The organism is Wolbachia pipientis (assembly GCA_023052945.1).
Lineage (GTDB): Bacteria > Pseudomonadota > Alphaproteobacteria > Rickettsiales > Anaplasmataceae > Wolbachia.
Genome location: CP095495.1, coordinates 1,286,814 through 1,311,502 on the forward strand (window position 1 = coordinate 1,286,814; position 24,689 = coordinate 1,311,502).

The 24,689-nt window shown below is 35.9% G+C and carries 19 protein-coding genes, 1 tRNA gene and 1 pseudogene; 10 read left to right on the forward strand and 11 right to left on the reverse strand.

Annotated features, from left to right (window positions below):
• Positions 1–9: 9 nt before the first annotated feature.
• Both MWH06_06355 and MWH06_06360 read right to left on the reverse strand, forming a co-directional pair.
• Positions 10–80, reverse strand: a tRNA-Asn gene (locus MWH06_06355).
• 19 nt (positions 81–99) lie between these two features.
• Positions 100–291 carry a hypothetical protein gene (locus tag MWH06_06360; GenBank protein ID UPA54868.1) on the reverse strand — a complete coding sequence of 64 codons (192 nt, stop codon included), beginning with the start codon at positions 289–291 and terminating at the stop codon, positions 100–102.
• A gap of 230 nt (positions 292–521) precedes the next feature.
• On the opposite strand from MWH06_06360, the gene gatA reads away from it, so the two are divergent.
• Together gatA and MWH06_06370 are read left to right on the forward strand one after the other, a co-directional pair.
• Positions 522–1,991 carry an Asp-tRNA(Asn)/Glu-tRNA(Gln) amidotransferase subunit GatA gene (gene gatA, locus MWH06_06365; GenBank protein ID UPA54869.1) on the forward strand — a complete coding sequence of 490 codons (1,470 nt, stop codon included), beginning with the start codon at positions 522–524 and terminating at the stop codon, positions 1,989–1,991.
• 584 nt (positions 1,992–2,575) lie between these two features.
• Positions 2,576–3,390: pseudogene (locus MWH06_06370) on the forward strand (transposase).
• Between the two features lie 335 nt (positions 3,391–3,725).
• Here MWH06_06370 and MWH06_06375 read toward each other — a convergent pair.
• Both MWH06_06375 and MWH06_06380 read right to left on the reverse strand, forming a co-directional pair.
• The gene (locus tag MWH06_06375) at positions 3,726–6,371 is read right to left on the reverse strand and encodes a PD-(D/E)XK nuclease family protein (GenBank protein UPA54870.1); all 2,646 of its coding nucleotides are present in this window, start codon (positions 6,369–6,371) and stop codon (positions 3,726–3,728) included.
• Between the two features lie 676 nt (positions 6,372–7,047).
• Positions 7,048–7,155 carry a hypothetical protein gene (locus MWH06_06380; protein UPA54871.1) on the reverse strand — a complete coding sequence of 36 codons (108 nt, stop codon included), beginning with the start codon at positions 7,153–7,155 and terminating at the stop codon, positions 7,048–7,050.
• Positions 7,156–7,300: 145 nt separating this feature from the next.
• On the opposite strand from MWH06_06380, the gene MWH06_06385 reads away from it, so the two are divergent.
• The 5 genes from MWH06_06385 to MWH06_06405 all read left to right on the forward strand — a co-directional run bounded on the left by MWH06_06385 (position 7,301) and on the right by MWH06_06405 (position 14,420).
• Positions 7,301–9,616: an AIR synthase-related protein gene (locus MWH06_06385; GenBank protein UPA55767.1), complete on the forward strand. Its 2,316-nt coding sequence runs from the start codon at positions 7,301–7,303 to the stop codon at positions 9,614–9,616.
• A 394-nt stretch (positions 9,617–10,010) separates the two neighbouring features.
• Positions 10,011–10,319 carry a hypothetical protein gene (locus tag MWH06_06390; GenBank protein ID UPA54872.1) on the forward strand — a complete coding sequence of 103 codons (309 nt, stop codon included), beginning with the start codon at positions 10,011–10,013 and terminating at the stop codon, positions 10,317–10,319.
• Between the two features lie 619 nt (positions 10,320–10,938).
• Positions 10,939–13,734, forward strand: coding sequence for an excinuclease ABC subunit UvrA (uvrA, locus tag MWH06_06395; GenBank protein ID UPA54873.1), 2,796 nt, complete (start codon positions 10,939–10,941; stop codon positions 13,732–13,734).
• 83 nt (positions 13,735–13,817) lie between these two features.
• A complete protein-coding gene (locus MWH06_06400) occupies positions 13,818–13,964 on the forward strand; it encodes a hypothetical protein (GenBank protein UPA54874.1) in 147 nt (48 codons plus the stop codon).
• Between the two features lie 120 nt (positions 13,965–14,084).
• Positions 14,085–14,420 carry a hypothetical protein gene (locus tag MWH06_06405; GenBank protein ID UPA54875.1) on the forward strand — a complete coding sequence of 112 codons (336 nt, stop codon included), beginning with the start codon at positions 14,085–14,087 and terminating at the stop codon, positions 14,418–14,420.
• 269 nt (positions 14,421–14,689) lie between these two features.
• On the opposite strand, the gene MWH06_06410 is transcribed toward MWH06_06405, so the two are convergent.
• A complete protein-coding gene (locus tag MWH06_06410; GenBank protein UPA54876.1) occupies positions 14,690–15,505 on the reverse strand; it encodes a transposase in 816 nt (271 codons plus the stop codon).
• A 129-nt stretch (positions 15,506–15,634) separates the two neighbouring features.
• Between MWH06_06410 and MWH06_06415 the strand changes: the two genes are divergently transcribed.
• The gene (locus MWH06_06415) at positions 15,635–16,417 is read left to right on the forward strand and encodes a ComF family protein (protein UPA54877.1); all 783 of its coding nucleotides are present in this window, start codon (positions 15,635–15,637) and stop codon (positions 16,415–16,417) included.
• On the opposite strand, the gene MWH06_06420 is transcribed toward MWH06_06415, so the two are convergent.
• The 5 genes from MWH06_06420 to MWH06_06440 all read right to left on the reverse strand — a co-directional run bounded on the left by MWH06_06420 (position 16,399) and on the right by MWH06_06440 (position 23,202).
• A complete protein-coding gene (locus MWH06_06420; GenBank protein UPA54878.1) occupies positions 16,399–17,832 on the reverse strand; it encodes a UDP-N-acetylmuramoyl-L-alanyl-D-glutamate--2,6-diaminopimelate ligase in 1,434 nt (477 codons plus the stop codon). The genes MWH06_06415 and MWH06_06420 overlap by 19 nt on opposite strands.
• Complete coding sequence (metC, locus tag MWH06_06425; protein UPA54879.1) at positions 17,807–19,048, reverse strand: cystathionine beta-lyase; 1,242 nt, start codon at positions 19,046–19,048, stop codon at positions 17,807–17,809. The genes MWH06_06420 and metC overlap by 26 nt, the downstream gene beginning before the upstream one ends.
• Before the next feature lie 7 nt (positions 19,049–19,055).
• Entirely contained in the window at positions 19,056–19,340 is a 285-nt protein-coding gene (locus MWH06_06430) for a BolA family transcriptional regulator (protein UPA54880.1), read from the reverse strand.
• An 88-nt stretch (positions 19,341–19,428) separates the two neighbouring features.
• Positions 19,429–21,351 carry a molecular chaperone DnaK gene (gene dnaK / locus MWH06_06435; protein UPA54881.1) on the reverse strand — a complete coding sequence of 641 codons (1,923 nt, stop codon included), beginning with the start codon at positions 21,349–21,351 and terminating at the stop codon, positions 19,429–19,431.
• An 87-nt stretch (positions 21,352–21,438) separates the two neighbouring features.
• Positions 21,439–23,202, reverse strand: a complete 1,764-nt coding sequence (locus MWH06_06440; protein ID UPA54882.1) for an Rne/Rng family ribonuclease — start codon at positions 23,200–23,202, stop codon at positions 21,439–21,441.
• A gap of 149 nt (positions 23,203–23,351) precedes the next feature.
• Here MWH06_06440 and rpmG point away from each other — a divergent pair, with 149 nt between their 5' ends.
• Positions 23,352–23,552 (forward strand): 50S ribosomal protein L33, encoded by a 201-nt coding sequence (gene rpmG, locus MWH06_06445; GenBank protein UPA55768.1) that lies wholly within the window; start codon positions 23,352–23,354, stop codon positions 23,550–23,552.
• 25 nt (positions 23,553–23,577) lie between these two features.
• The gene (locus MWH06_06450; protein ID UPA54883.1) at positions 23,578–23,811 is read left to right on the forward strand and encodes a helix-turn-helix domain-containing protein; all 234 of its coding nucleotides are present in this window, start codon (positions 23,578–23,580) and stop codon (positions 23,809–23,811) included.
• 107 nt (positions 23,812–23,918) lie between these two features.
• Here MWH06_06450 and MWH06_06455 read toward each other — a convergent pair whose 3' ends face one another.
• Complete coding sequence (locus tag MWH06_06455) at positions 23,919–24,680, reverse strand: metal ABC transporter substrate-binding protein (GenBank protein ID UPA54884.1); 762 nt, start codon at positions 24,678–24,680, stop codon at positions 23,919–23,921.
• Positions 24,681–24,689: the final 9 nt, after the last annotated feature.

The following is a 24,689-nucleotide window of genomic DNA, read 5'->3' on the forward strand; positions in this document are numbered from 1 at the left end:
AGAGAAGAGCTCCCGAGCCGGATTCGAACCAGCGACCAATTGGTTAACAGCCAACTGCTCTACCACTGAGCTACCGAGGAATAAACCGTCTTTAATTTATCACGTTGAACGTTGATTGTAAACGTTTTTTGTATACTTTGTAAGAGCCTGTTCAAATTCACTTCGCTTTATTACTTCAACAGTTGCACCAATAATATCTTTTATTTGCGTTGCAAAATTCCCTCCTGTATAGCCCGCATCAACCAGTATATTCTTAACTCCAGAAAGGTTTTCTTTTGCATTGTTGACCATTCTCACAGCACTAGTTGTTCCTGCAGTTGCTACATAAATTGCATGTCTTGAGTATCAACTGCGATATGGCCCTGAGATTTTTTTACTAGCGTCTAGCCTTTTTCTTCAGCAGTATCTGCGTTCTTTACACTCTGAGCATCAATTATGTACAGATTTAGCTGTAACTATAAATGTATGGATTTTTTATCGTGCCATGTTATAATTAATGTCTTGCTAAAAATTAAATATTGATGAATGAATTAAGAAAGTTAAGCATTACACAAATGCATGATGGGCTTAAAAAGAGGAATTTTTCTGCTGTTGAGCTTATAGAAGCACACATCGATGCAGTTGAAAATGAAGAGTTAAATGCATTTATAACAAAAACCCCAGAGATAGCAATGAAAGCTGCTAAAGTTGCAGATGAATATTTCTCTAGGCAAAAAGATGATTTAATCTTGCCGCTCATGGGTATACCAGTTGGCATCAAAGATCTATTCTGTACAAAAGGAATCAAAACAACAGCATGCTCAAGAATGCTGGAAAATTTTGTTCCGACTTACGAATCTACAGTGTCTGACTTGCTTTTAAAAAGTGGAGCAGCCATGCTCGGTAAGCTTAATATGGATGAATTTGCTATGGGTTCTGCGAACACCAATAGCTATTTTGGTCCTGTTGAAAATGTGTGGGTTAGAAAAAGTGACGAAGAAAAAGTTGTTCCTGGTGGATCATCTGGTGGATCTGCAGCATCGGTTGCTGGATTTTTATGCGCTGGAGCGTTAGGAAGCGACACCGGTGGATCTGTACGCCAACCAGCAGCTTATTGTGGAGTAGTTGGAATAAAACCAACTTATGGAAGGTGCTCGCGTTTTGGTATGATTGCATTTGCGAGTTCTCTGGATCAAGCAGGAGTCATTACTCGTTCTGTCTCTGATTCAGCATTAATGCTGGAAGTAATTTGTGGCTATGATAAAAAAGATTCAATATCGAGCAAAAAGCCAGTACCTGAATTTTCTAGCTTTATAAATGGTGATGTCAAGGGTAAGTGTATTGGTATACCAAAAGAATATAGGATGGATGGAATTTCAGAGGAAATAGTTCATAATTGGGAAAGAGTTGCTTCCTATTTAAAAGAAAATGGCGCTGAAGTTGTTGACATTACTCTGCCACATACTAAATATGCAATACCGGTTTATTATTTAATCTGTTCTGCTGAAACTTCATCCAATCTTGCTCGTTACGATGGTGTGCGTTATGGATTAAGGGTTGATACTGATACCCTTGAAGAAATGTATTCACTAACAAGAGCAGAAGGTTTTGGTAAAGAGGTGAAAAGAAGAATTTTAATTGGCGCTTATGCGCTTTCTTCAGGTCATTATAATGAATATTACGAAAAAGCGCAGTGCATTAGAGCATTAATCAGAAATGATTTTATAAAAGCGTTTGAAAAAATAGATTACATACTTGTGCCATCTGCTCCAACAGAAGCTTTTGGCTTAAATGAAAAGCCAGATCCGCTAATTATGTGCATCAATGATGTGTTTACCGTGCCAGCAAGTCTTGCAGGATTGCCTGCTATTTCTGTTCCTGTTGGGCTTTCCAATGAGGGTTTACCACTTGCCTTGCAAGTGATTGGAAATTATTATGACGAAGCTGGAATATTAAATGTGGCAAGTGTGATAGAGCAAAATTGTGGCAGAACAATTAGCTCTCTTACATAATCTGTTTTCTGATAGTAATTTTACATTAAAATTTGCTAACGAAAAAACTTCCTTGACAAACCCCGCCAGCCCCCTTATCATGAAAGTGAAGCTATTTTATTTAACTTCGCAATCTCTGCAGCAGATTAAAATGACAAGAAAACTTGTATTTGGCGTACTATTGTTTAATTTTTTGCACTATGTGCACCGTATGTCTTTATAAAATTTCTAGGTTTTTACCTACATAAGCTGAAACGCGCTTATAAAGCGTTCAAGACATCACCCAACGTCAAATTTTAAAATAGAGAGTGTAATGACTAGCTACCACGGGTTTTCTATGCCTTTTTTTTCTGCCTAGTAAATTTCTTAAATATTAAAGCTAAGGTTAGTTGCCGTTTAAAAGCAGCTAAATTGCAGCGTTTAAGACTTAAAAAACGCCAATACTGAAAATAGACAATGACTAGGGCTTCTTTTGCCTTTTTTTTCGTTTGATAAATTTCTTAATGTTTGTAGCTAAAGTAACTTAAGACCTGCTGAAAAAGGTGATTGAAAAAATGATGTGAGAGAGGTAGAAGAAGAATAAGCAGATCAAGTAAGGAAAAAAAATGAGCTTTAGTTACTATAATATGAAAAAATACCCAAGAAACTTTCGTAATATAACAGGTTTAACTATAGAGGAGTTCGAAAAAGTAGTGGAAAAAGTGAGGTCTGGATGGGAAAAACAGAAAAAGTGTCATGGTAGAAGATCAAAACTACCAACTCTGGAAGATAAGTTGTTTTGCGTAATTTTGTACTATCGCACTTACATAACACATAGATTTTTAGGATGCCTATTCAATGTACACAACGCAAATGTATGTAGGTTACTTAAGAGAATAGAGCCATTACTCGCCAAAAAAGTGACTATAACAAAAGATAGAAGTATGACGCCAGAAAAAATACTGAAGATTTTGGCTGATGTTACAGAACAGCAAATACAGAGACCAGAAGATAGTAAAAAACGGAAGAAATCATATTCAGGAAAAAAAGAACCAACACTATGAAAACTGAGATTATTATCGAAGAAGGAGGAAGAATTTTATCAGTGTCAAAGTCATACCGTGGTAGAATTAGTGATTTCCGCATAAGGAAACAAGAAAAATATTTACCACTTGATAGCATAAAACATGCCGATTCTGGATATCAAGGTTGGCAAAAATTGCAAAGCAATGTTATAATTCCATATAAAAAGTATCGTAAAAAGCCATTAACTCCAGAGCATAATAGAAGATTAGCATCATTTAGAATGAGAGTAGAAAACAAGATCCGAGAGATAAAGATATTTAAGATTATGTCGAATGTTTATCGCAATTTTCAGAAAAAATATAACCTGAGGTTCAATATTATTGCTGGTATTGTAAATCTTAAGCACGCCTTTTAGTTAACCTTGATTTTAGTCACCCTCCTTTCCTTTTTTTTATCGCTTGATTCGCAGCAGGTCTTATGTTAAGAGATACCGCGGTGGTATGATGTAGGGGTTGCCGAGAACTTGTCATTCCAGTCTGGAATCCAGAAAACTTAACTTTAAATAAGTGGCTGTACGATAAAGACTAGATCCCAGTGTCACGCACTGGGATGACATTATTAGGAGCACTGGGATGACAAAAAAGGGGCTACTCGGATGACACCGTCTTGGATGGAAAGGCTGGATTCCAGACTGGAATGACATCATAGTGGCACTGCCGTCATAAAGGAACCAGTGTCAGCTACTTAGATTTACAACCACTCCCCTACCCTTTCTAGCTGTTTATAGCTGTTAAATCTCAGAAAATATGGAGAGGCAATAAAAGGTGTGGAATTACTTAAATAATTAGATAAAAAACCAGGCAGATCATTTTTTAATTCTTGCATTTTGTATCTATAATTTTGTATAGAAACAACTTTTATTTTATCATAATCAAGTTTCCAATAAGCAAGTTCTGAGACTTTTCTTTTTGTTATATGTTCTACCGCTAAGGCTTGTAAAATTAATTGCGGAAAAAACCCCGACATCACTTCTTCATTGGAAGGTGGTGAACCAAGTTTATAGTCTATAATTGCTATTTGCCCACTTGGTAGATACTCAACTCTATCACATCTTGCTGTCAGTAAAATTTCTTGTGGCCTATTCGTCATCCAAGCAGTTTCATACTGATCACAAGAACTAGCGTCACGCGCTGGAATATGAAATATCGGACAGGAAAAGCTCTTTTCCAACTCAACATAATTGCTTCGAGTCTTATCAAATTCGACAAAAGATTGAATTATCCTTTGCAGTCTTACCCACCACATATTTGAAAAATTAAACTGACTAGTCGAGAATGCTTCTCGTACAATGCTCATCAGCGACTTTTTGTTGCGTAAATATCTTGCAAGAATGTTGTGTACCATAGTGCCAAATTCCAATATCGATGGCTTAAAATTCAAGTCTCTTAATTGTTTAAGGCCCAGTATATATTCAACGTAAAATGAATAAGGATTACGAATTAGCTTTTCTATTGCACTGCAAGACATCACCTGCATTTTTTCTTTTCTAACTTCGGTTTGAGGTTTTGGCATAGGCTGAGTATATGGAACAGTACATTCAGGCGTATTTAATACCCTCAACCAATCACGATACGGCTGTTTCCCCTCCTTAAGCAGAATTTCCAAACGCTGCAATAGAATTGGTTTTCTATGGCTTAGCGATCTTGTAATATAAACCTTACTTGCACAAAACAAATTGTGTAAAGTATAAAAAAAATACCCCTGCTCTTCTTGCGCAGAAGGAAGGTTAAATTTTTCTCTCGTAAGTGCATTCAAAAGCGGCCCTTGAAAGCTTGGCGCTTCATTAAATCCAGCGAGTATTACAACCTTGTTGTGATATAAGCTGAATTTATTCAAGTCATTTGCTACAGAGAAAAACTCTTTCTCTAAAAATAAGGTCAGAATTTGGCTATATAACTCTAAGGAGCACTTAATTTCTATACCTTCACATGCATTTGAGAAATTACAGGTAAAATTACCTATTTCACTATTTAGCTCTGAAAAATTTATACCAGATAATATATTAATACACTGCAAATGAGTTGCCACCACATCAGAAATAGGGCAATTTATAGAGTTAAGCAAAAGATTAAGTATAGCCTCTAACTTACTGATAATAAGTAATATATCTTCTTTATATTTTAGCTTTTTATGGGCATTGATAGCATCTATAATATCTTTAAGGCCATTTGTACTAAAGTTGCGTAATATCTCTATTTCAAATTCAGATAAAATCTGAGAGTACTCTTCTTGAGTGTAATCAAAAGTCACTAGCCTATGTTTAAGGAGCGAAAGTAATGACACACTGCTCCAATTTGAGGTCAAAACTTCGATACTATAAAGTAGGAGTGTTATATAAGGATAATTTTCCGGTATGGCACTGTGTTGCCTTGATAAACATGCTATACGAGCTGCAAGTAATTTATCAAAGACAACCAAAGAAACGTTTTCATAACCTTCATTCTCTATAATTAATGATGTCACTTGTGCTTCTTCCTCTCTGGAATCACAAGTGATGACTTCAATATTGCCAATTGATCTATCACCAACTTTGCTCAGTTCGGCAGTTGTATCAAAAACATAGTCAGTTACTTCACTCTCTATAGTGTTCAAGCAGCTAACATCCCTTCTATCCACTTTTAAATAATCGAGCAGATCTTTCAGGCAATATTGATAATGTTTTTTATCAAGTGATTGCCAATCTTTCTCTTTAATTTTCAAATTCAGATTAGGCAAAATTATTTTTCCAAACGGCAGGTCATATATAGCCTTAATTAACGACTTATCCCTTCCAATTCCAACAAAGATTATATGTTGGTCTTTTTGTAAAGAGATTATCATATTGTTTATGTAATCACTCTTATGTTCTAATATATCTACTACTCCTAAATCTTTTAAAATTTTATTCCAACTCTCAATGAGTAAGCTTATGAAATTCTCTATTTTTTTTGAATGTTCATCGAATTGATAACAATTCATTGTTTGGGTAGATTGAAGCAATGATGGCAGGCTATAAGCTAAATCAATTGGGAAATTATCATTATTTTTTCTATTCCACTCCAATATGAATTGAATGAGTAGCAGCATCCTCTTTGTTGGATTGATAACCTTAACTCTATCAAGATTTAATATTAAATCCTCCTCATCGATGTTCTCTAGCGAAACTATCTCTGGCAAAATTATGCATTTTTTAGCGTTATAATTCTTGAACGCACTCAGCAACGCTATTACATCCCTTTTGCAGGGAAGTATGATCTTTATCTCGGGAATTTTTTCTCTTTCATATTCAGAAAATATGTGCTGAACCAATACATTGAAAAAGGACTCATCCACGTTAACGGTAAAAACTCTTCCCACTAACAGTAACAATTAATACAATATTTTATTATATAGAAATCACTCAAAATATAAATGTGCTTGCAGTTTCTTATGCTATGATATATTAAAGTCTTTCACAATATTACATGGCAAACATCAGAATAGAAGTTTTTAATAAATGTGAACAAGTTGGCCGCAGATGGTTAGTCAACGTTTACTCGATTTATATACACAAAGAATTACCACCAAAGTTATATGAAGAAATTTGTGGGCTATTTTATAATAAGATCATACAAGATTGCCGTTATTATTTCTATAATGAAAACCTTGAAGAAGTTCAATATAACTTCATAGAACCACAAGCAAAGTGGGGCTTGGAGATAAGCTTTTTACCTGGCATGACCGACAATGTAGGCAACACAGCAAAACAAATTATTACAGAATATTTAATAAGCAAAGGCTATATCGATCCATCTGTCATGCAAATTTCCCCCTCTGTCATTCCAGCGCGTGACGCTGGAATCTATAGATCCCAGTGTCAGGGCACTGGGATGACGGACGAAAGGACTGGAATGACATCAATTGAGATAAAAGCAAGAAGTTCAAAATTGATTCTAAGTCAAGGGAATTTGCCAACTGAAGATGATATAAAACAAGAATTCAACCCTATCACTGAGTATTGCACACTTATCTGTAAGAACTATAGCTGGAAATATTATGGTAAATCGAATACAACACCTGGTGTCATTCCAGTGCTTGACACTGGAATCCAGTTTTCATTATACAACTGCTTGAAATTTTCTGGATCCCAGTGTCGGGGCACTGGGATGACAGAAGAGGGCACTGGGATGACATCAGGTAGTAATGGGGCGAAATCTGTTGACCTCAATGTGAGTGACCAAGAGCTTGAAAAGATCAGCAGAGATGGAATCAATGGTAATGGCACTTTAGGGCTCTCGCTGGCAGCAATGAAAGCTATAAAGGATTACTTTAAAAAACTCGGTAGAAATCCATATGATATTGAACTTGAGTCTCTGGCACAGACTTGGTCTGAACATTGTAAACACAATATTTTTTGCTCCCCTATTGATGAAATAAAAGACGGTCTATATGCTCATTATATTAAGCGTGCAACGCGTGAGATAAATTCTGACATATGCGTGTCAGTTTTCTCCGACAACGCAGGAGGAATAATTTTTGATGACGATTACTTGATTGTAGATAAAGTTGAAACTCACAATAGCCCTTCAGCTCTTGATCCATTTGGTGGAGCAATGACCGGAGTGCTTGGAGTTAATCGTGATATAGTGGGTTTCGGGAAAGGCGCGGAGCCTATAATGAATACCTATTACTTTTGCTTTGCCAAAGAAGCAAAAGGCAAATTCTATAGGGATAAAGAGCGTACTAATGAGATCTTACCGCCAAAATATATAATGAAAGAAGTGATTCATGGCGTTAATGTTGCTGGTAACTGCTCTGGTATTCCAACGCAACTTGGATCAGTATATTTTGACGATAGATTTTGTGGCAAGCCATTAGTTTTTGTCGGAAGCGTTGGAATTATTCCACGCAACATAAATAACGCACCTTCACACATTAAAGGACCAAAAAATGGCGATAAGATCGTAATTATTGGCGGAAGAGTTGGAAGAGATGGAATTCACGGCGCAACGGTTTCTTCAGAGGCTTTGTCGGGAAACAGCCCTTCAACGATTGTGCAAATTGGCGACCCCATAACACAAAAAAAACTATCCAATGCCGTCATAAAAGCAAGAGATCTTGGTCTTTATAATGCAATAACGGATAATGGAGCAGGCGGTCTATCATCGTCCATTGGTGAAATGGGAAAAGACGGATTTGAAGTTGATTTGAGCAAGGTTCTCCTTAAAAACGATGGTATGGCTCCGTGGGAAATATGGATATCAGAATCACAAGAGAGAATGACCTTAGCAGTGCCAGAAGAAAATCTTCCTATGTTTAAGCAAATCATGAAAAAACATGATGTGGAGGTTTGTGTGATTGGAGAGTTTAACGAAAGTGGTAAAGCTGTTGTTAAATGTCCTGAAGGGACAGTAATAATGGATATGGAAACTGAATTTTTGCATGACGGTAATCCCACAGTGCATTTACAAACAAAGCCATGGTCTAAAGCCCCCTCCCCTTTCATTCAAGTAGCTGACCAGCCAGCGTCATGCGCTAGAAATCCGTCTTTTTTAGAAGTCGAGCTAAAAGAAATGCTAAGCAGACCAAACATACGCAGCAAAGAGTTTATAGTGGTGCAATATGACCATGAGGTTCAAGGATCGTCAATACTGAAACCACTGCAAGGCAAGGGAAGAGTATGCAGCGAAGCTATCGTCTCAAGGCCAGTTCTTTCTTCAAACAAAGGTGTTGTAAAATCGCAGGGATTTGGCTCAAGTTATGGAGAAATTGACACTTATCACATGGCAGCATGTGCAATTGACACTGCCATACGCAACTACGTAGCTGCAGGAGGAAATATAAATCATCTAGCGTTGCTCGACAATTTTTGCTGGTGCGATGCTTATAATCCAGAAAGGTTGTGGCAACTAAAGAGAGCTGCAGAAACTTGTTATGACTTTGCAACTGCATTTAAAACACCATTCATATCCGGAAAAGACAGTATGTTCAATGACTTCAAGGGATATGACGAAAATGGCGAGAAAGTGATGATATCTGCACCACCTTCATTACTCATTTCAGCAATTGGAGTTATAGACAATATTGAAAATGCGGTATCGCTTGACGTAAAGATGCCAGGAGACTTGATATATGTGCTTGGTACAACCCACGATGAGCTTGGCAGATCTGAATATCAGTTATATAGTGGAATAGATAATAACAACGTGCCAAAAGTTGATGCAAAGAGCGCTAGGAAGTTGTATGAGCGTTACAACCAGGCAATAAAAGATGGCATAATTGCCTCTGCAATTGCACCAAACTTAGGCGGCTTAATTATTGCTCTGGCAAAATCGCTAATTGCAGGAGACCTTGGTGCTGAAATCGATCTTTCACTAGTACCAATAGGAAAAACACAAAATACAGACATAATAAACAAGATAATAATGTTTTCTGAGTCGCAAAGTAGAATTTTGGTTACTATTGCACCACAAAATCAGCAGAGGTTTGAAGCGTTGTTTGAAGATGCTGCTTATTCATGTATTGGCAAAGTAACAGAGAAAAAGGTGCTAAACATAAAGGATGTTTTAAAAGTAAATCTGAAAGATTTGGGAAATAGTTATTATATAGCTAAAGTAACTTAGGTTTACAGACGATTTGATAAACCGTCATCCCGCTGCTTGTTAGCGGCCGCGGCGGTATGACGTAGGAAAACCTTTCTTGGGTAGCTATAGCATGTCAGTTCAAAATGTTTTTTGTTTTCCATTAGGTTAAATAACTCTTTCACTATGTGCAATATTTACTTAAAATAAATGTATGTTATTAAATTTGATTATGTCTATTTTATCGATACTCCTGTTTATAAGTCTTTCTTTACTCAACACTTCAAATAAATTAATGATATGTGCTGCCTTATTTGTGGGAGCTGCTTTAGTTATAAATTCAATGGTTGAATTTTATGGCAAAAGCAAAGCTAAGTACAGCTTAATAGTGTGTACAGCGCTATGTTATGTTTTTAAATGGCAAATTTTTAATTTGATGATATTGATTTCATATACTGCAATTTTAGTATCTCTTCTCTCAAGCATAATTGTTTTTGAAAAATTGAAGTCCAAGTTGAATTTTCATATGGCAAATTTCATTACTTTAATTATTGCATCAGTAATTGATAGTGCCGTTGTATGTGTTGGATTACTATACAAATTTTCTGCAGGTAAATGCTTATCAATATATATTAGAGATTTAATTTTTAAGTTTTCTTATGCGTCAGTATTAAGCATCTGCTTGTTTGTAGGAATGTATTTATTTTGCTTGGCGAACAAGAAGTATTTTAAGATTTCCACATAACCTGTTTTCTGATATAGCTAAACTGACTTTGGGTCCTGGGGATGTATTTGGTGCGTAACAACAAGTTTAGAATTTATAGGTAGCCTAAACCCACAACTGTACAAACATTATGATTTGAGCCTATCAGGGGGGTGTCATTCCAGTGCCCAGACACTGGAATCCAGAAAAAAGAATGGTGTCATCCCAGTGCTTGACACATAGCTGTACGAACATTCATTTTTGAAGACAGCAAATGGTGTCATTCCAGTCTGGAATCCAGAAATTTTGCTTATAACTGAGCTGATGAGCTAAAGGTAGTTGTCTTACGCTAAAACAAACGCTTTTAATTAAGTTGCATAGAAGCTGGATCCAAGTAGTCTGGGCACTGTCCCACTGATGGCCCAAACTACAACGTTCGTACAGTTGTGTGCTTGACACTGGGATGACATCATAGGGGCACTGGTCTACTTAACCGTCATACCGTCGCGGTATCTCAGCCGCTAACAAGTAGCGGAATGACGATTTATCAAACGCTGCCTAATTTTCCGTAACAGTTGAAAAATCAATAGAAAATCAACATATCACTGTAAATTCATGTATTTTAAGGCTATAATAGTTAAAATACGTTATATAGTATAATATGGACGATTTTATAAGAGTTAAGGGTGCAAGGGAACATAATCTGCAAGGTGTAGATGTCAATATACCGAAAAATAAGCTAATTGTTATAACTGGGCTAAGTGGTTCTGGTAAATCTAGTCTCGCATTTGATACGATTTATGCAGAAGGCCAACGCCGATACGTTGAAAGCCTATCAGCTTACGCGCGTCAATTTCTCAACATTCAGGATAAACCAGATGTTGAGTCGATTACAGGTCTTTCCCCTGCAATATCTATCAACCAGAAATCGATCTCAAAAAATCCAAGGTCAACAGTTGGAACTGTTACCGAAATTTACGATTACTTGCGCTTAGTATATGCACGAATAGGGGTTCCTTATTCACCTGCAACTGGGTTACCGATAACAAAGCAAACTGTATCTCAAATTGTAGATACTATAATTGCGTTACCTTTAGAAACTAAAATATATATACTTGCCCCTGTTGTGCGTGGTAGAAAGGGAGAACATCTCAAAGAGATATTGGAAATTAAAAGACAAGGTTACGTAAGGTTCAAAATAGATGGTGAAGTGTACAATGTAGATGACTTGCCTAAACTCGATAAGAACAAAAAACACGACATTTTTGTGGTTGCAGATAGAATATCAATATCGGGCGATATAGGAAATCGACTGCCAAGTAGTATAGAATCCGCACTAAAACTTGGTAATGGTCTAATGTATGTAGAAGTAGTAAACCTACCTGACAACCATAATTCCGAATATAAAAATGGTCAAATTCTGACTTTTTCAGAGAATTTTGCATGCCCAGAGTCTGGTTTCACTCTTGAGGAAATAGAACCAAGATTATTTTCTTTTAACAGCCCTTACGGTGCATGTGGTTCGTGTAATGGGCTTGGTAAAAAGCTGGCTGTTGATGTAAAGCTAATAGTGCCAGATGAAACTCTTTCAATATCTGAGGGTGCTTTAAAGCCAGTAGGACCAATGTTCCGTCAAGTGCACACAAGTTATGGATTTCTAAAAAGTGCAATTCTATCACTGGCTGAAAATTGTAAATTCAGTCTTGATGTTCCGTGGAAGAACATAGATCAAGAAATAAAAGATATGATACTCTTTGGCTCCGATAAATTTCAAGGTTTGGTCAGTATCCTAGAACGTCAGATGGATTATGATGAAACACTTGTCGAGCGATATTGCTCTGTCACTCACTGTAAGGAATGCACTGGCTATAGATTGAAAAAAGAAGCACTTACAGTAAAAATTGATAGCAACCATATAGGTGAAATATCAGGGCTCAGCATCGATAAATCCCTTAAGTGGTTTGAAAATTTGCCAGACAAGCTCACAGAACAACAGAAGCAGATCTCAAGTAAAATATTAAATGAAATAATCAAGAGGCTAGCATTTCTAAAGAATGTAGGGTTGAATTACCTAACGCTCGATCGAGAATCTAGCACTCTCTCTGGCGGTGAGAGTCAGAGGATCAGACTTGCTTCGCAAATTGGCTCTGGTTTAACAGGAGTGCTGTATGTGCTTGATGAACCCTCGATAGGCCTTCATCAATGCGATAATGATCAGTTAATTGCTACACTGAAAGACTTGAGAGACATGGGTAACACTGTAATCGTTGTTGAGCATGATGAAGATACAATAATGTCTGCTGATTACGCGATTGATATTGGTCCTGGAGCTGGTGTAAATGGTGGAAAAGTTGTTGCAGAAGGAACACCAGACCAGGTGCAAAGAAATTCAGGGAGCATAACAGGGCAATATTTGAGTGGAGAGAAAAAAATTTTAATTCCAAGGAGAAGAAAGCAAGCAACTCAGTTCATAAAAGTAATAAATGCATGTGAAAATAACTTAAAAAATGTGAACGTTAAATTTCCTATAGGGAATCTTATTTGTGTTACTGGAATATCAGGAGGGGGAAAATCAAGTTTAGTCATAGAAACGTTATATAAATATTCAGCACATAAGATACATCATTCGTCTGCACGGTATGGTCGGTGTGATAGAATAGAAGGTCTTGAATATGTAGATAAAATTATAGAAGTTGATCAGTTGCCAATTGGTAGAACTCCTGCGTCAAATCCAGCAACATATGTCGGTATGTTTACTCATATAAGAAATTGGTTTGCAGGTCTTTCGGAGTCAAAAGCAAGGGGATACAATATAGGCCGGTTTTCATTTAACACCAGAGGGGGAAGGTGTGAGGCTTGTAAAGGTGATGGGCACTTAAAGATAGAGATGCATTTTCTATCGGACGTTTATGTGAAGTGTGAGCAGTGTAAAGGGCGAAGGTATAATCGTGAAACATTGGAAGTTACTTATAAAGGAAAATCAATCTCTGATGTGCTTGATATGACGATAGATCAGGCTTGTGATTTTTTTGAAAACCTTCCAATGGTAAAAGAAAAGTTGGTTTCTTTGCAGGAAGTGGGGCTTGGCTATATAAAACTCGGACAGTCGTCAACAACGTTGTCTGGGGGTGAAGCACAACGAATAAAGCTGTCCAAAGAGCTATCAAAACGATTTACCGGAAGAACATTGTATATTCTTGATGAGCCAACAACTGGATTACACTTTGAAGATATAAATAACTTACTAAAAATACTCCATAGATTAGTCGATCTGGGAAACACTGTTATAGTTATTGAGCACAATTTGCATGTTATAAAAACTGCAGATTATATAATAGACATCGGACCAGAGGGCGGAATAAAAGGCGGAGAAGTGATTGCTACTGGAACTCCAGAAGAAGTGGTAAAAATTCCAGAAAGTGTTACAGGCAGGCATCTTAAAACATATTTATTATAAACTATTTCTTAATTATATTAGGCTAGGTTGCATATTTATGGTTTGGAGATAAGAATATCGATACTTTAGAAGGTACGTTGAATATGGAGTTGTACCTGCTAAGAGAACAGGAGATTACACTAGTTCCAGAAAATAGTTTCTATAAGTCTGTACATTATGTTGATAATATATTAGGCCCTGTGAAAGATATAATTTGCGGAGTTGAGAGTAAGAACGGTTATAATGATTAATATATAAAAAATTGTGAGTATGTAGGTTACAGAGCAGAGAAAGTGTATTCATTGTGTGCACTGGGTGCTACTTTAGCAGCCAACATAATATTGCAACCTTTATTTTTGATGGTGGCATATTTGTCATACTTTCCAGCCAAGTTATTGTCAAAAATAACAGGGGACTATTGTTTAAAAGCAAGTACAAAATCATTAGTTGATCATTCAAATGCATTTTTAAGTGCTGGGCAAGATTGTGCTAGTGCAGTAGCTGAAGTATTCAACAAGATTGTAAGTTATGCTTGCGCTGCTATCATTTTGGCTGCCGCGTCAATGATAACGCCACTTGTGTGGGCTTGCAACAAAGTGCAAAGTAAGTTAAGTGAAATACAGGAGCCAGAAAAATATCAGCGTTTATCTCATTGGAGTGATTCGGAGGCTACTTTAGCCAATAGTATACCGCAAACTGAGTTATAAGTTCTGCTTTTATATAGCTAAAGTAACTTAGGTTTACCGACGATTTGATAAACGACAAATTCGTCATCCCGCTGCTTGTTAGCGGGATCTAGAGATACCGCAAATAAATCGCGGTATGACGTAGGAAAACCTGACTTGCACTAGCTACAGCACTCAGCAGTATGAACTATATTGAAATGAAATAAAAAGTGAAAGGGTGTAAGCTTAAAGACCTGCTGCGAATCAAGCGATAAAAAAAAGGAAAGGAGGGTGACTAAAATCAAGGTTAACTAAAAGGCGTGCTTAAGATTTACAATACCAGCAATAATATTGAACCTCAGGTTATATTTTTTCTGAAAATTGCGATAAACATTCGACATAATCTTAAATATCTTTATCTCTCGGATCTTGTTTTCTACTCTCATTCTAAATGATGCTAATCTTCTATTATGCTCTGGAGTTAATGGCTTTTTACGATACTTTTTATATGGAATTATAACATTGCTTTGCAATTTTTGCCAACCTTGATATCCAGAATCGGCATGTTTTATGCTATCAAGTGGTAAATATTTTTCTTGTTTCCTTATGCGGAAATCACTAATTCTACCACGGTATGACTTTGACACTGATAAAATTCTTCCTCCTTCTTCGATAATAATCTCAGTTTTCATAGTGTTGGTTCTTTTTTTTCCTGAATATGATTTCTTCCGTTTTTTACTATCTTCTGGTCTCTGTATTTGCTGTTCTGTAACATCAGCCAAAATCTTCAGTATTTTTTCTGGCGTCATACTTCTATCTTTTGTTATAGTCACTTTTTTGGCGAGTAATGGCTCTATTCTCTTAAGTAACCTACATACATTTGCGTTGTGTACATTGAATAGGCATCCTAAAAATCTATGTGTTATGTAAGTGCGATAGTACAAAATTACGCAAAACAACTTATCTTCCAGAGTTGGTAGTTTTGATCTTCTACCATGACACTTTTTCTGTTTTTCCCATCCAGACCTCACTTTTTCCACTACTTTTTCGAACTCCTCTATAGTTAAACCTGTTATATTACGAAAGTTTCTTGGGTGTTTTTTCATATTATAGTAACTAAAGCTCATTTTTTTTCCTTACTTGATCTGCTTATTCTTCTTCTACCTCTCTCACATCATTTTTTCAATCACCTTTTTCAGCAGGTCTTATGTTACTTTAGCTATACTATATAAATTTTATAATATATCTAATGAATTGTGAATCTTCTCTTACTAAAAAAAGCTACAAATCTCATATTTCCAAACGTATGCGTAAGTTGCGAGTGTATCATTGATGAAAATCTTAATCTGTGTAGTGAATGCAATAAAAAAATCAATTTTCTAACTAAGCATTATCTGTGTAGTGAATGCAATAAAAAAATCAATTTTCTAACTAAGCATTACTGCAATGTTTGTGGAGTAGTAATCTCAGACAATATTCATACGTGTGGTAAGTGCATTACCAATCCTCCACCGTTTAAAGTATTAAGATCAGTTTTTGCTTATGATCAACATAGTAGAAACATGATTATAAATTTCAAATTTTTTGATAATTTGAATTACGTAAAAATCTATGCAAAGTGGATACACCAAGCTAATCAGGATACGTTTCAGAACGCAGAGGCCATAATTCCTATACCGTTACATAAAATGCGTTTGTTTAAACGTAAATATAATCAAGCAGCACTACTTGCAAAAGAGTTGAGTAAGTTGTCCAATTTATCCTATACGCCATTTGCAATAAAACGTCTTCGCCATACTGCGCCTCAAGCTGGTCTTTCACTTAAACAGCGTGAAAAAAACTTAAAGAAGGCTTTTAAAACAAGCAACAAAGAAATTATCAAAAATAAAATCGTGATATTAGTTGATGATGTGGTAACAACCGGAGCAACTGTAAGATCTTGCTCTCAAGAAATTTTAAACTCCGGTGCAAAAGAAGTGAGAGTGCTATCGCTTGCAAGAACGGTGAATGATTGTAAAAATCAGCATGTTAAAACGTGATTTTTAATAACCTCAACATCACTAAACTCAAAGGTTTGATTCCCTATGATTTGAAATCTTTCGTGCCCCTTTCCTGCAACTAGCAGAATCATACCCTTGTTATAGGCAATATCTACTCCTTTCTCTATAGCTTCTCTTCTATCTTCTATCTCTAGCGCATTAGGGCAATGTAGTAAAATACCACGACGAATTTCTGCAGGATTCTCATCACGCGGATTGTCATCCGTGATTATCACTCTGTCTGCATACATTTGTGCTACTTTACCCATTTCTGCGCGTTTTGTTTGATCACGATTGCCACCACAACCAAAAACTAGAATTATTTTTTTATTGAAGTGCCATTTTAAAGACAATAGGGCTTGTTTAAGCGCACTTGGAGTATGAGCGTAATCCACAAATGCAAAAGGTTTCACTTTTTCCATTCTTCCTGCTGGAAAAATGAGTTTATCTACGCATATTTCTCTGTAATTCAGTCCAGACGAGGTAACTATACCCATTGCACACAACAGATTATATGCTTGGAATTGCCCCAGAATCGGAAAAAACGTCTCATAAATTTCATCACCAATTTTAATTGTCAGGTGTTGACCGTTTGGTGCTGGTGTTTGCTTTAACAAAGTAATATCAGAGCCTTTTTTCCCATAGGTGATAACTTTGTTGCTGCGTTTTTCAGCTATTTTAAGCAGCGCATCATACTCACTTATGTCTGCATTTAACACTGCTGTTTCCCCTTTTGGTAATACCTCATAAAATAACTTTTTTTTAACTTCAAAATACTTGTTGATATCCTTATGATAATCTAAATGGTCTTGTGAGAAGTTGGTAAAAACTGCAGCAGTGAGCCTAAGTCCATGGATTCTATATTGATCAACCCCATGACTTGATGCTTCTAACACTAAGTGCTCTACGTTTTTATTATCTATATCACGTAATGCTGCGTAAAGGTCATCTGCACCTGGAGTGGTAAGACTGTTGCTATTACCTTTTCTACCATTATTGATGCATGTTCCAAGTGTTCCAATAGACGCAGCATTATAGCCAGCATTCTGCCAGATCTGACGGCAAAATTCTACTACTGAAGTTTTACCATTCGTACCAGTTACAGCAGCAACATATTTGGGCTGTTTGAACTGATAAAATCTGCTGACTATTTCGCTGTATATTTCTTGAGGGTTTGGGTGGAAAATATGAATTCCAGCGTCACGCGCTGGAATGATACCATTTGTTATGCAATCACTTGCAATTATCGCTTTAGCTCCACAAGATAATATCTGATCTATGTAAATCCTATCCCTTTCTGACACACAAACGAAAAGATAACCTCCCTTGACTCTTTTGGGATTACATGTAACGCCCTTGATTTCAACGCCAAAGTTAACATCAACAACATCATGCAGTAATTCTCTCAGTTTCATGTCCTACTTCATCGTTTTGAAAGTCTAAGCATGATAACCTTTTTAGTGCATCATTAAGGTCAAAGATTAAATCTTCAGGATCTTCCAGTCCACAAAATATCCGTATAAAACTTCCACCATAATCTGAATTCATTACAGATCTTGACATAGATCTACGATCTATTGGTAATATTAAACTATCGCACCCTCCCCAAGAAGCACCAATACTAAAAATTTTCATATGATCAACCATGCAGCTTAGTTCTTCACATGAATATTCTCTATCTAGTACTATACTGAATGTGCCGCTTGCTCCTTTGAAATAACTTTTCCATAATTCGTGTTGAGGATGGGAGGGAAGTGCTGGATACAAAACTTTTTTGATTTTTGAATGTTTTTCTAGCCACTTTGCCACTTCCATTGCTGTATTTTGGTGCCTTTTCATACGTGTGTGCAGTGTTCTTAGTCCCCTGTGTACAAGGTAGCAGTCGTGCGATTGAATGGTTACTCCATAATTTTTATAGCTCTCATAAAGCAATTTAAAAATTTCACCTTCAGCAATAATAGCCCCCATCAATAAGTCTGAGTGACCGGCTAGATACTTTGTCACCGCATATAGTGCAACATCAATTCCATAATCAAGCGGCTTAAATAACAAAGGTGTGGCCCATGAATTGTCGCAAACGGTTACGATTCCACGTTCTTTAGCAACTTTTACTATATGCTCTACATTCGAAATCTCAAACGCTACAGAACCAGGAGTCTCGATCATTATCAATGAAGTATTACTCTGAATTAAATCAGCTATATCCTGTGTTGGATCATAAAAAGTTACTTCTGTTCCTCTTTTTGGTAGCTCATTTTCGGCAAATCTCTTAAGTCGGTAATAACTATTATCTTGTATCAAGACATGCGAACCCGCTTTAGTGAAAGTCAAAATAGCAAAAGTAAGTGCAAATAGTCCGGAAGGATAAATAAGCGCTTGTCCACTCCCTTCAATTTCAGCAAGTGCATTTGAAAGATAATGAACAGTAGGAGTACCAACATTACTGTAGCTATAATCCCTTGCAACACCATCGTTGATTACATCGTATATACTTTCTCCATTTGCTGCATTTAAGTAGTCCTTGTAAGTAGGAAATAATATGGTAGAAGAATGATAAACTGGCGGGTTCATAGAACCTTTATAGTCATTAAATTTTCTTCCTGCTTTAACTAATATAGACTCTTCCTTCACATTTTTATTATTTATTTTTTAAATTGTACTCGTTTTGCGTATACAAGTGAAGAGAAATTGCATGTATTAGCTCTATCTCACCCTTCAATAACTCATAAATTAACTTATGTCTTTTTAGAATGCTCATTCTAATAAAGCCGTCAGATATTAATATTAATTTAATGTGCGAAGGTAATGTTGAAGATGAAGCAAAATAATGATCAGCATGCTTTACTGATTCATCGATAATGTTGATATCAATTACATCTATCGAATCGCGTATCTTTTCTTCTATCGTTTTAATAATATCCATAATGGTTTCTTTAAGCAACAATATGCTCCTCTTGTCATCCAAGTAGCTGATACTGGAATGACAGGAAAAGTGATATAACAATACACAATTACTTATTCTCTTCCTTATTATCTATGTCTTGATAATCAGAATCTACTACTTTTTCTTCTTTATCATTTGGATTCCCTTCTGATGAAAAGCCATTTCCAGCACTATTTTGTTGTGAGGCATTATACATAGCTTCTCCAAGTTTCATAGATAATTGAGAAAGATTAGTAACTTTCTGCTGGATTGAATCAGTGTCATCAATGTTATCAGATTTACTAACTTCTTTTAATTCGTTAACTGCATTTTCAATAGCAGATTTATCTTCTGGTGAAACTTTATCACCATACTCTGTCAGAGACTTTTCTGTAGAATGAACTAAACTATCTGCTTGGTTTTTCACCTCAATAAACTTTTTGCGCTTCTCATCTTCTTGTGCTTTTTCTTCAGCTTCTTTCACCATGCGATTTATTTCATCATCAGATAGACCACCTGAAGATTGAATGCGTATTTTTTGCTCTTTTCCAGTAGCTTTATCTTTTGCAGAAACATGTGCTATTCCATTTGCATCTATGTCAAATGTTACTTCGATCTGAGGAACTCCACGAGGAGCAGGAGGTATCCCTTCCAAACTAAACTGACCAAGTAGCTTGTTATCAACCGCCAATTTTCTTTCACCTTGATGTACCTTAATTGTAACGGCTGTTTGGTTATCTTCTGCAGTTGAAAACACCTGAGATTTTTTAGTGGGAATAGTAGTATTACGTTCAATAAGTGGAGTGAATACTCCTCCTAGAGTCTCAATACCAAGAGAAAGTGGAGTCACGTCAAGTAGTAACACATCTCTTACATCACCTTGAATGATTCCCGCCTGTATTGCAGCTCCAATTGCTACAACTTCATCAGGATTCACTCCTCTATGTGGATCTTTGCCAAAGAATTCTTTAACTTTCTCTATGACTTTTGGCATACGAGTCATGCCACCAACGAGAACCACTTCGCCAATTTGACTAGCAGACAAACCAGCATCCTCAAGAGCTTTTTTACAAGGAGCCATAGTTCTTTCGATTAAACCATTCACTAAGCTTTCAAGTTTTGCTCTCGTTAATTTCATATTTAAGTGTTTTGGACCACTTGCATCAGCTGTAATAAACGGTAGATTTATTTCCGTTTCCATTGCACTTGATAATTCAATTTTCGCTTTTTCAGCAGCTTCTTTGATTCTTTGCATAGCCATTGGATCATTTTTCAAATCAATGCCATTACTTTTCTTGAATTCATCTAGTAAATAACTCACTATTGCGTTATCAAAGTCTTCACCTCCAAGATGAGTGTCACCATTTGTAGCCTTTACTTCAAAAACCCCTTCACCTATTTCAAGTATTGAGACATCAAATGTACCACCACCAAGGTCATATACCACTATTGTGTGCCCATGTTTCTTATCAAGACCATAAGCAAGCGCTGCAGCAGTCGGTTCATTTACTATTCTGAGTACATTTAATCCGGCGATTTTTCCTGCATCTTTTGTTGCTTGACGTTGAGAGTCGTTGAAGTATGCTGGCACTGTTATCACAGCATCTTTTACTTCCTCTCCAAGATAAGCTTCTGCTGCTTCTTTCATGTTTTGTAGTATGAATGCACCAATTTGACTAGGAGAGTATTCTTTATTATCAGTGGTTTTAACCCATGCGTCACCATTTTTTGCTGCAAACACTTTATACGGCACGTTTAGATTTTTCATTTCAGAATCACCGTATTGACGGCCTATTAATCTCTTAGTAGCAAAAAAGGTATTACTTGCATTGGTGGTTGCTTGCCTTTTTGCTGGAGCGCCAATCAACCTTTCTCCTGACGAAGTAAATGCAACTATAGATGGAGTAGTTCTTGCCCCTTCTTTATTTTCTATTACCTTTGTATCCTTGCCCTGCATTATTGCAACACAAGAATTTGTTGTTCCGAGATCTATGCCTATTGCTCTTCCCATAATGAATACCCCATTGTAAATATTATCTGATATAAGAATATATAAGTATAGGACTTATTAATTACAAGCCCAATTTAGGGTTTCTAATTAGTTATTAGAACTTAAAAAGCGCGAAAGCCACTTAGTCAGCCAAAAATTGCCTCGTAGTTTATTTGAATTATCAACTTCTTCATTGCTGCTATCCTCAATTTGGTATCCAGAGTTCTGTAACGGCTTATAACCGTTTGAATTAACATCATCTCCTTGTTTTAAAACAAATGTATTTACATCTAAACTGTTATCAGTACTAATGTTCAATGTAATATTAAACTCTTTTTCGATTGTAGAAACTGTATTCCGTTTATTATTAAAAATATGCGCTATAACCGCACTATGCGCTATTAAATCAAAAGACTTATTTTGGTTCCTATGAGCAATGTGTTGTAAATCCCTTAGTATCGATGCAACAATTACTTCGTTCGATTTTACTCTTCCAATACCCTTGCAGTGTAAACACTCTGTAGTATTAATTTCTTGTATGTTTGGTTTAATTCTTTGTCTTGAAAATACCATTAAACCAAAGTCATTTATGTAGCTAAATTGAACTTTAGCTTTATCGTCTTTAAACGCTTGCTTTATAGCAGACTCAACAGCTCTGCAATACTGATATTTCAACATGTCAATAAAATCGACTACTATTAATCCTGATAGGCCCCTAAGATTCACCTGTCTTGATATTTCAGGTACTGCTTCCATATTGGTTCTATAAGCTGTTTCTTCTATGCTATCTTCTCCTGTCATCTTTCCTGAATTTACGTCTATTGAAACAAACGCCTCAGTTAAAGTTATTACCAAAGACCCACCAGATGGCAACTCTACCCTATTGCTATATAACTCAGAAATTTGATCTTCGATTCCATAGTAAGTAAAGATTGGGATAGAACCTCTATACAATCTGTAACGCAACTTACTACCTTTTAATGCATTTTTAGTATATTGTCTCACTGCTTCAAAAGCTTCCTTCCCAGATACTATGACTTCTATACCATCGCTACAAAAATCACGAACAGATCTCATAATTACATCTGCTTCGTTGTAAATTAATGATGGAGCATTTACAGAGAAGGCATTTTTTTGAATGCTCTGCCATAATGAGGATAAGTAATTGTAATCCTGCTCAATTTCTTTCTTATCTTTTCCTGAACCAACAGTTCTTACTATTAAACCTGATCTTTTTGGCAAGTTTATTGAACTCAGTATATCCTTTAACTGCTTTCTGACATTAGCATCTTCAATTCTGCGAGACACCCCACCTTTACTCATGGAATTTGGCATGAAAACACAGTATCTACCCACTAAAGTTATATATGTTGTAAATGAAGCTCCTTTATTGCCTCGTTCCTCTTTAGTTAGCTGAACCAATACTTTTTGATTTACTGAAATAACATCTTGTAATTTGTATTTTTTATATAAAGGTACCTCTCTTACAAAACCACTACCTGACTCGTTAACATTCTTACTAGCTGCAAAATCTGAAGAAACATTTGCTGGTGCTTCTTCTGTACAATCGTCATTTGAGTAGCCCTCAAAGATAGTTTCCTTTTCTTTTTCTGAAATATTGAAGTAATCTAGAGATATCTCGGAAAAAGATAAAAAACCTTGCTTGTTTTTTCCATATTCAATAAATACAGCTTGCAAAGAAGGCTCTATACGCTTTACATAAGCAACGTATATATTACCTCTTAATTGTTTTTTTTCCTTGAATTCTTGTTCAAATTCTACAACCTTATTATTAACTGATAAGGCAACTCTTACCTCATTAGAACAGGCAGAATTTTCTATCAATAATAACCTTTTGCCACTATTTGCCACTTATTTACCGTTTGCTTTTCATTCTGAAGTTAACTTCATGCTACTTAATGCACTGTTGATTGTCAAGAATTTTACGATCTGCATTATTCGGTTGACTTTTAGTGTTTTGCGTAATAAACTCGCATAGAATCTATTATATCATTATAAGTATGGCGAAAAAAAATGCTTCTTTGCTCGTTAAGTTAGTCAGCACTGCAATCAAGATAACAAAAACTGGTGAAGAAAAATCAACTGGCTATTTTTATGTAAAAAAGCGTAATCCAAAAAAGCTCACCAGAAAACTGGAGTTTAGGAAGTATGACCCAGTAGTCAGAAGGCACGTATTATTTAAAGAAGAAAAATTAAAGTAGTTTTTTTATAAGGAATTTTATTATTATGCAAAATTTACAATTAAGTTATCCTATAATAGTAGAGTTGGAGGATGTAAAAGATACAAAACTGAAATTAATAAAGGTCATTGCACAATTAATAAGTAAGAGGTACAAAACACAGAAAAAAGCAGCAAACGCTCTAAAGATTGATCAACCTAAAGTATCTCAAATCAATAGGTCAAAAATCGAAGGGTTCTCCTTAGAATACTTGCTTAACTTATTGATTGCATTGGGCTAAGACATAAACGTAAGAATAAAGCATAATTCTAAACCTGCATAATATGTAAAGGACAAATGGTAATTTAAATTGCAGAACAATAAAACAGTAAGCTAAAAGGGAGCTTATTACTCAACAAAACAAGACTTAAAATTTTGTGCAATGCTATTGATTATGGCTAGATATGCATCTTTTCCAGGCTCTATGTCTGATCCAATAGGATCAAGAACTACCATTTTTGCGTCATTAGAAAGAGCATTAGGCTTTATGCTATCTTCCTGTGAATGAGCAAATATACATTTAACGTTTTCTTCCTTCATTATCTTTTTTAGCTTCATAAAACTCTTCATACCTATGTAAGAATCCTCTTCTATAGAAAGAATGGCGTTTGGGTGATTTAGACCGAAATATTTTTCAAAATATTGATAAGCATCGTGAGTGACGATGTATTTTTGATTTTTAAAATCATTCAGTTCTTTCACGATTTCTTTTACTTCTTGGTCTATTTTTTTTATAGCTTTTGTTGCATTAGAGTTGTATCGATGGGAATTTTCTTTATCTATGTTAGACAACGTTGCACTTATAAAAAGTATCATGCTCTTTGCATTTTCGGGACTCAGCCAAATGTGTAGGTCTTTTTCATCTTGAGTATTGGTAATTTTTCTAGAAAATGAATGTGGCCGAGCAGGAAGTAGGTTGATTACCTGTGACAACTGCACTAGTTCTTTATTATTTTTGGCGAAAGTTTGAACAAACGTCTCTAAGTTATCGTCAGTGTAAAATATGACATCACTTGATTCCAAATTACTCGCATCAGACGGCTTTAATATATAATTATGCGCAGATGTTGCATAGCCAAGCAATCCCGGTTCTAAAATCCCTTCTGTCACAGAAGCTAC

Coding starts and splice junctions, on each gene's coding strand:
- MWH06_06430 (UPA54880.1), bottom strand. CDS start 19,340: ATGGATATTATTAAAACGATAGAAGAAAAGATACGCGATTCGATAGAT.
- gatA (UPA54869.1), top strand. CDS start 522: ATGAATGAATTAAGAAAGTTAAGCATTACACAAATGCATGATGGGCTT.
- MWH06_06410 (UPA54876.1), bottom strand. CDS start 15,505: ATGAGCTTTAGTTACTATAATATGAAAAAACACCCAAGAAACTTTCGT.
- MWH06_06360 (UPA54868.1), bottom strand. CDS start 291: ATGGTCAACAATGCAAAAGAAAACCTTTCTGGAGTTAAGAATATACTG.
- MWH06_06385 (UPA55767.1), top strand. CDS start 7,301: ATGAAAGCTATAAAGGATTACTTTAAAAAACTCGGTAGAAATCCATAT.
- MWH06_06450 (UPA54883.1), top strand. CDS start 23,578: ATGCAAAATTTACAATTAAGTTATCCTATAATAGTAGAGTTGGAGGAT.
- dnaK (UPA54881.1), bottom strand. CDS start 21,351: ATGGGAAGAGCAATAGGCATAGATCTCGGAACAACAAATTCTTGTGTT.
- MWH06_06390 (UPA54872.1), top strand. CDS start 10,011: ATGATATTGATTTCATATACTGCAATTTTAGTATCTCTTCTCTCAAGC.
- MWH06_06400 (UPA54874.1), top strand. CDS start 13,818: ATGGAGTTGTACCTGCTAAGAGAACAGGAGATTACACTAGTTCCAGAA.
- rpmG (UPA55768.1), top strand. CDS start 23,352: ATGGCGAAAAAAAATGCTTCTTTGCTCGTTAAGTTAGTCAGCACTGCA.
- MWH06_06420 (UPA54878.1), bottom strand. CDS start 17,832: ATGAAACTGAGAGAATTACTGCATGATGTTGTTGATGTTAACTTTGGC.
- uvrA (UPA54873.1), top strand. CDS start 10,939: ATGGACGATTTTATAAGAGTTAAGGGTGCAAGGGAACATAATCTGCAA.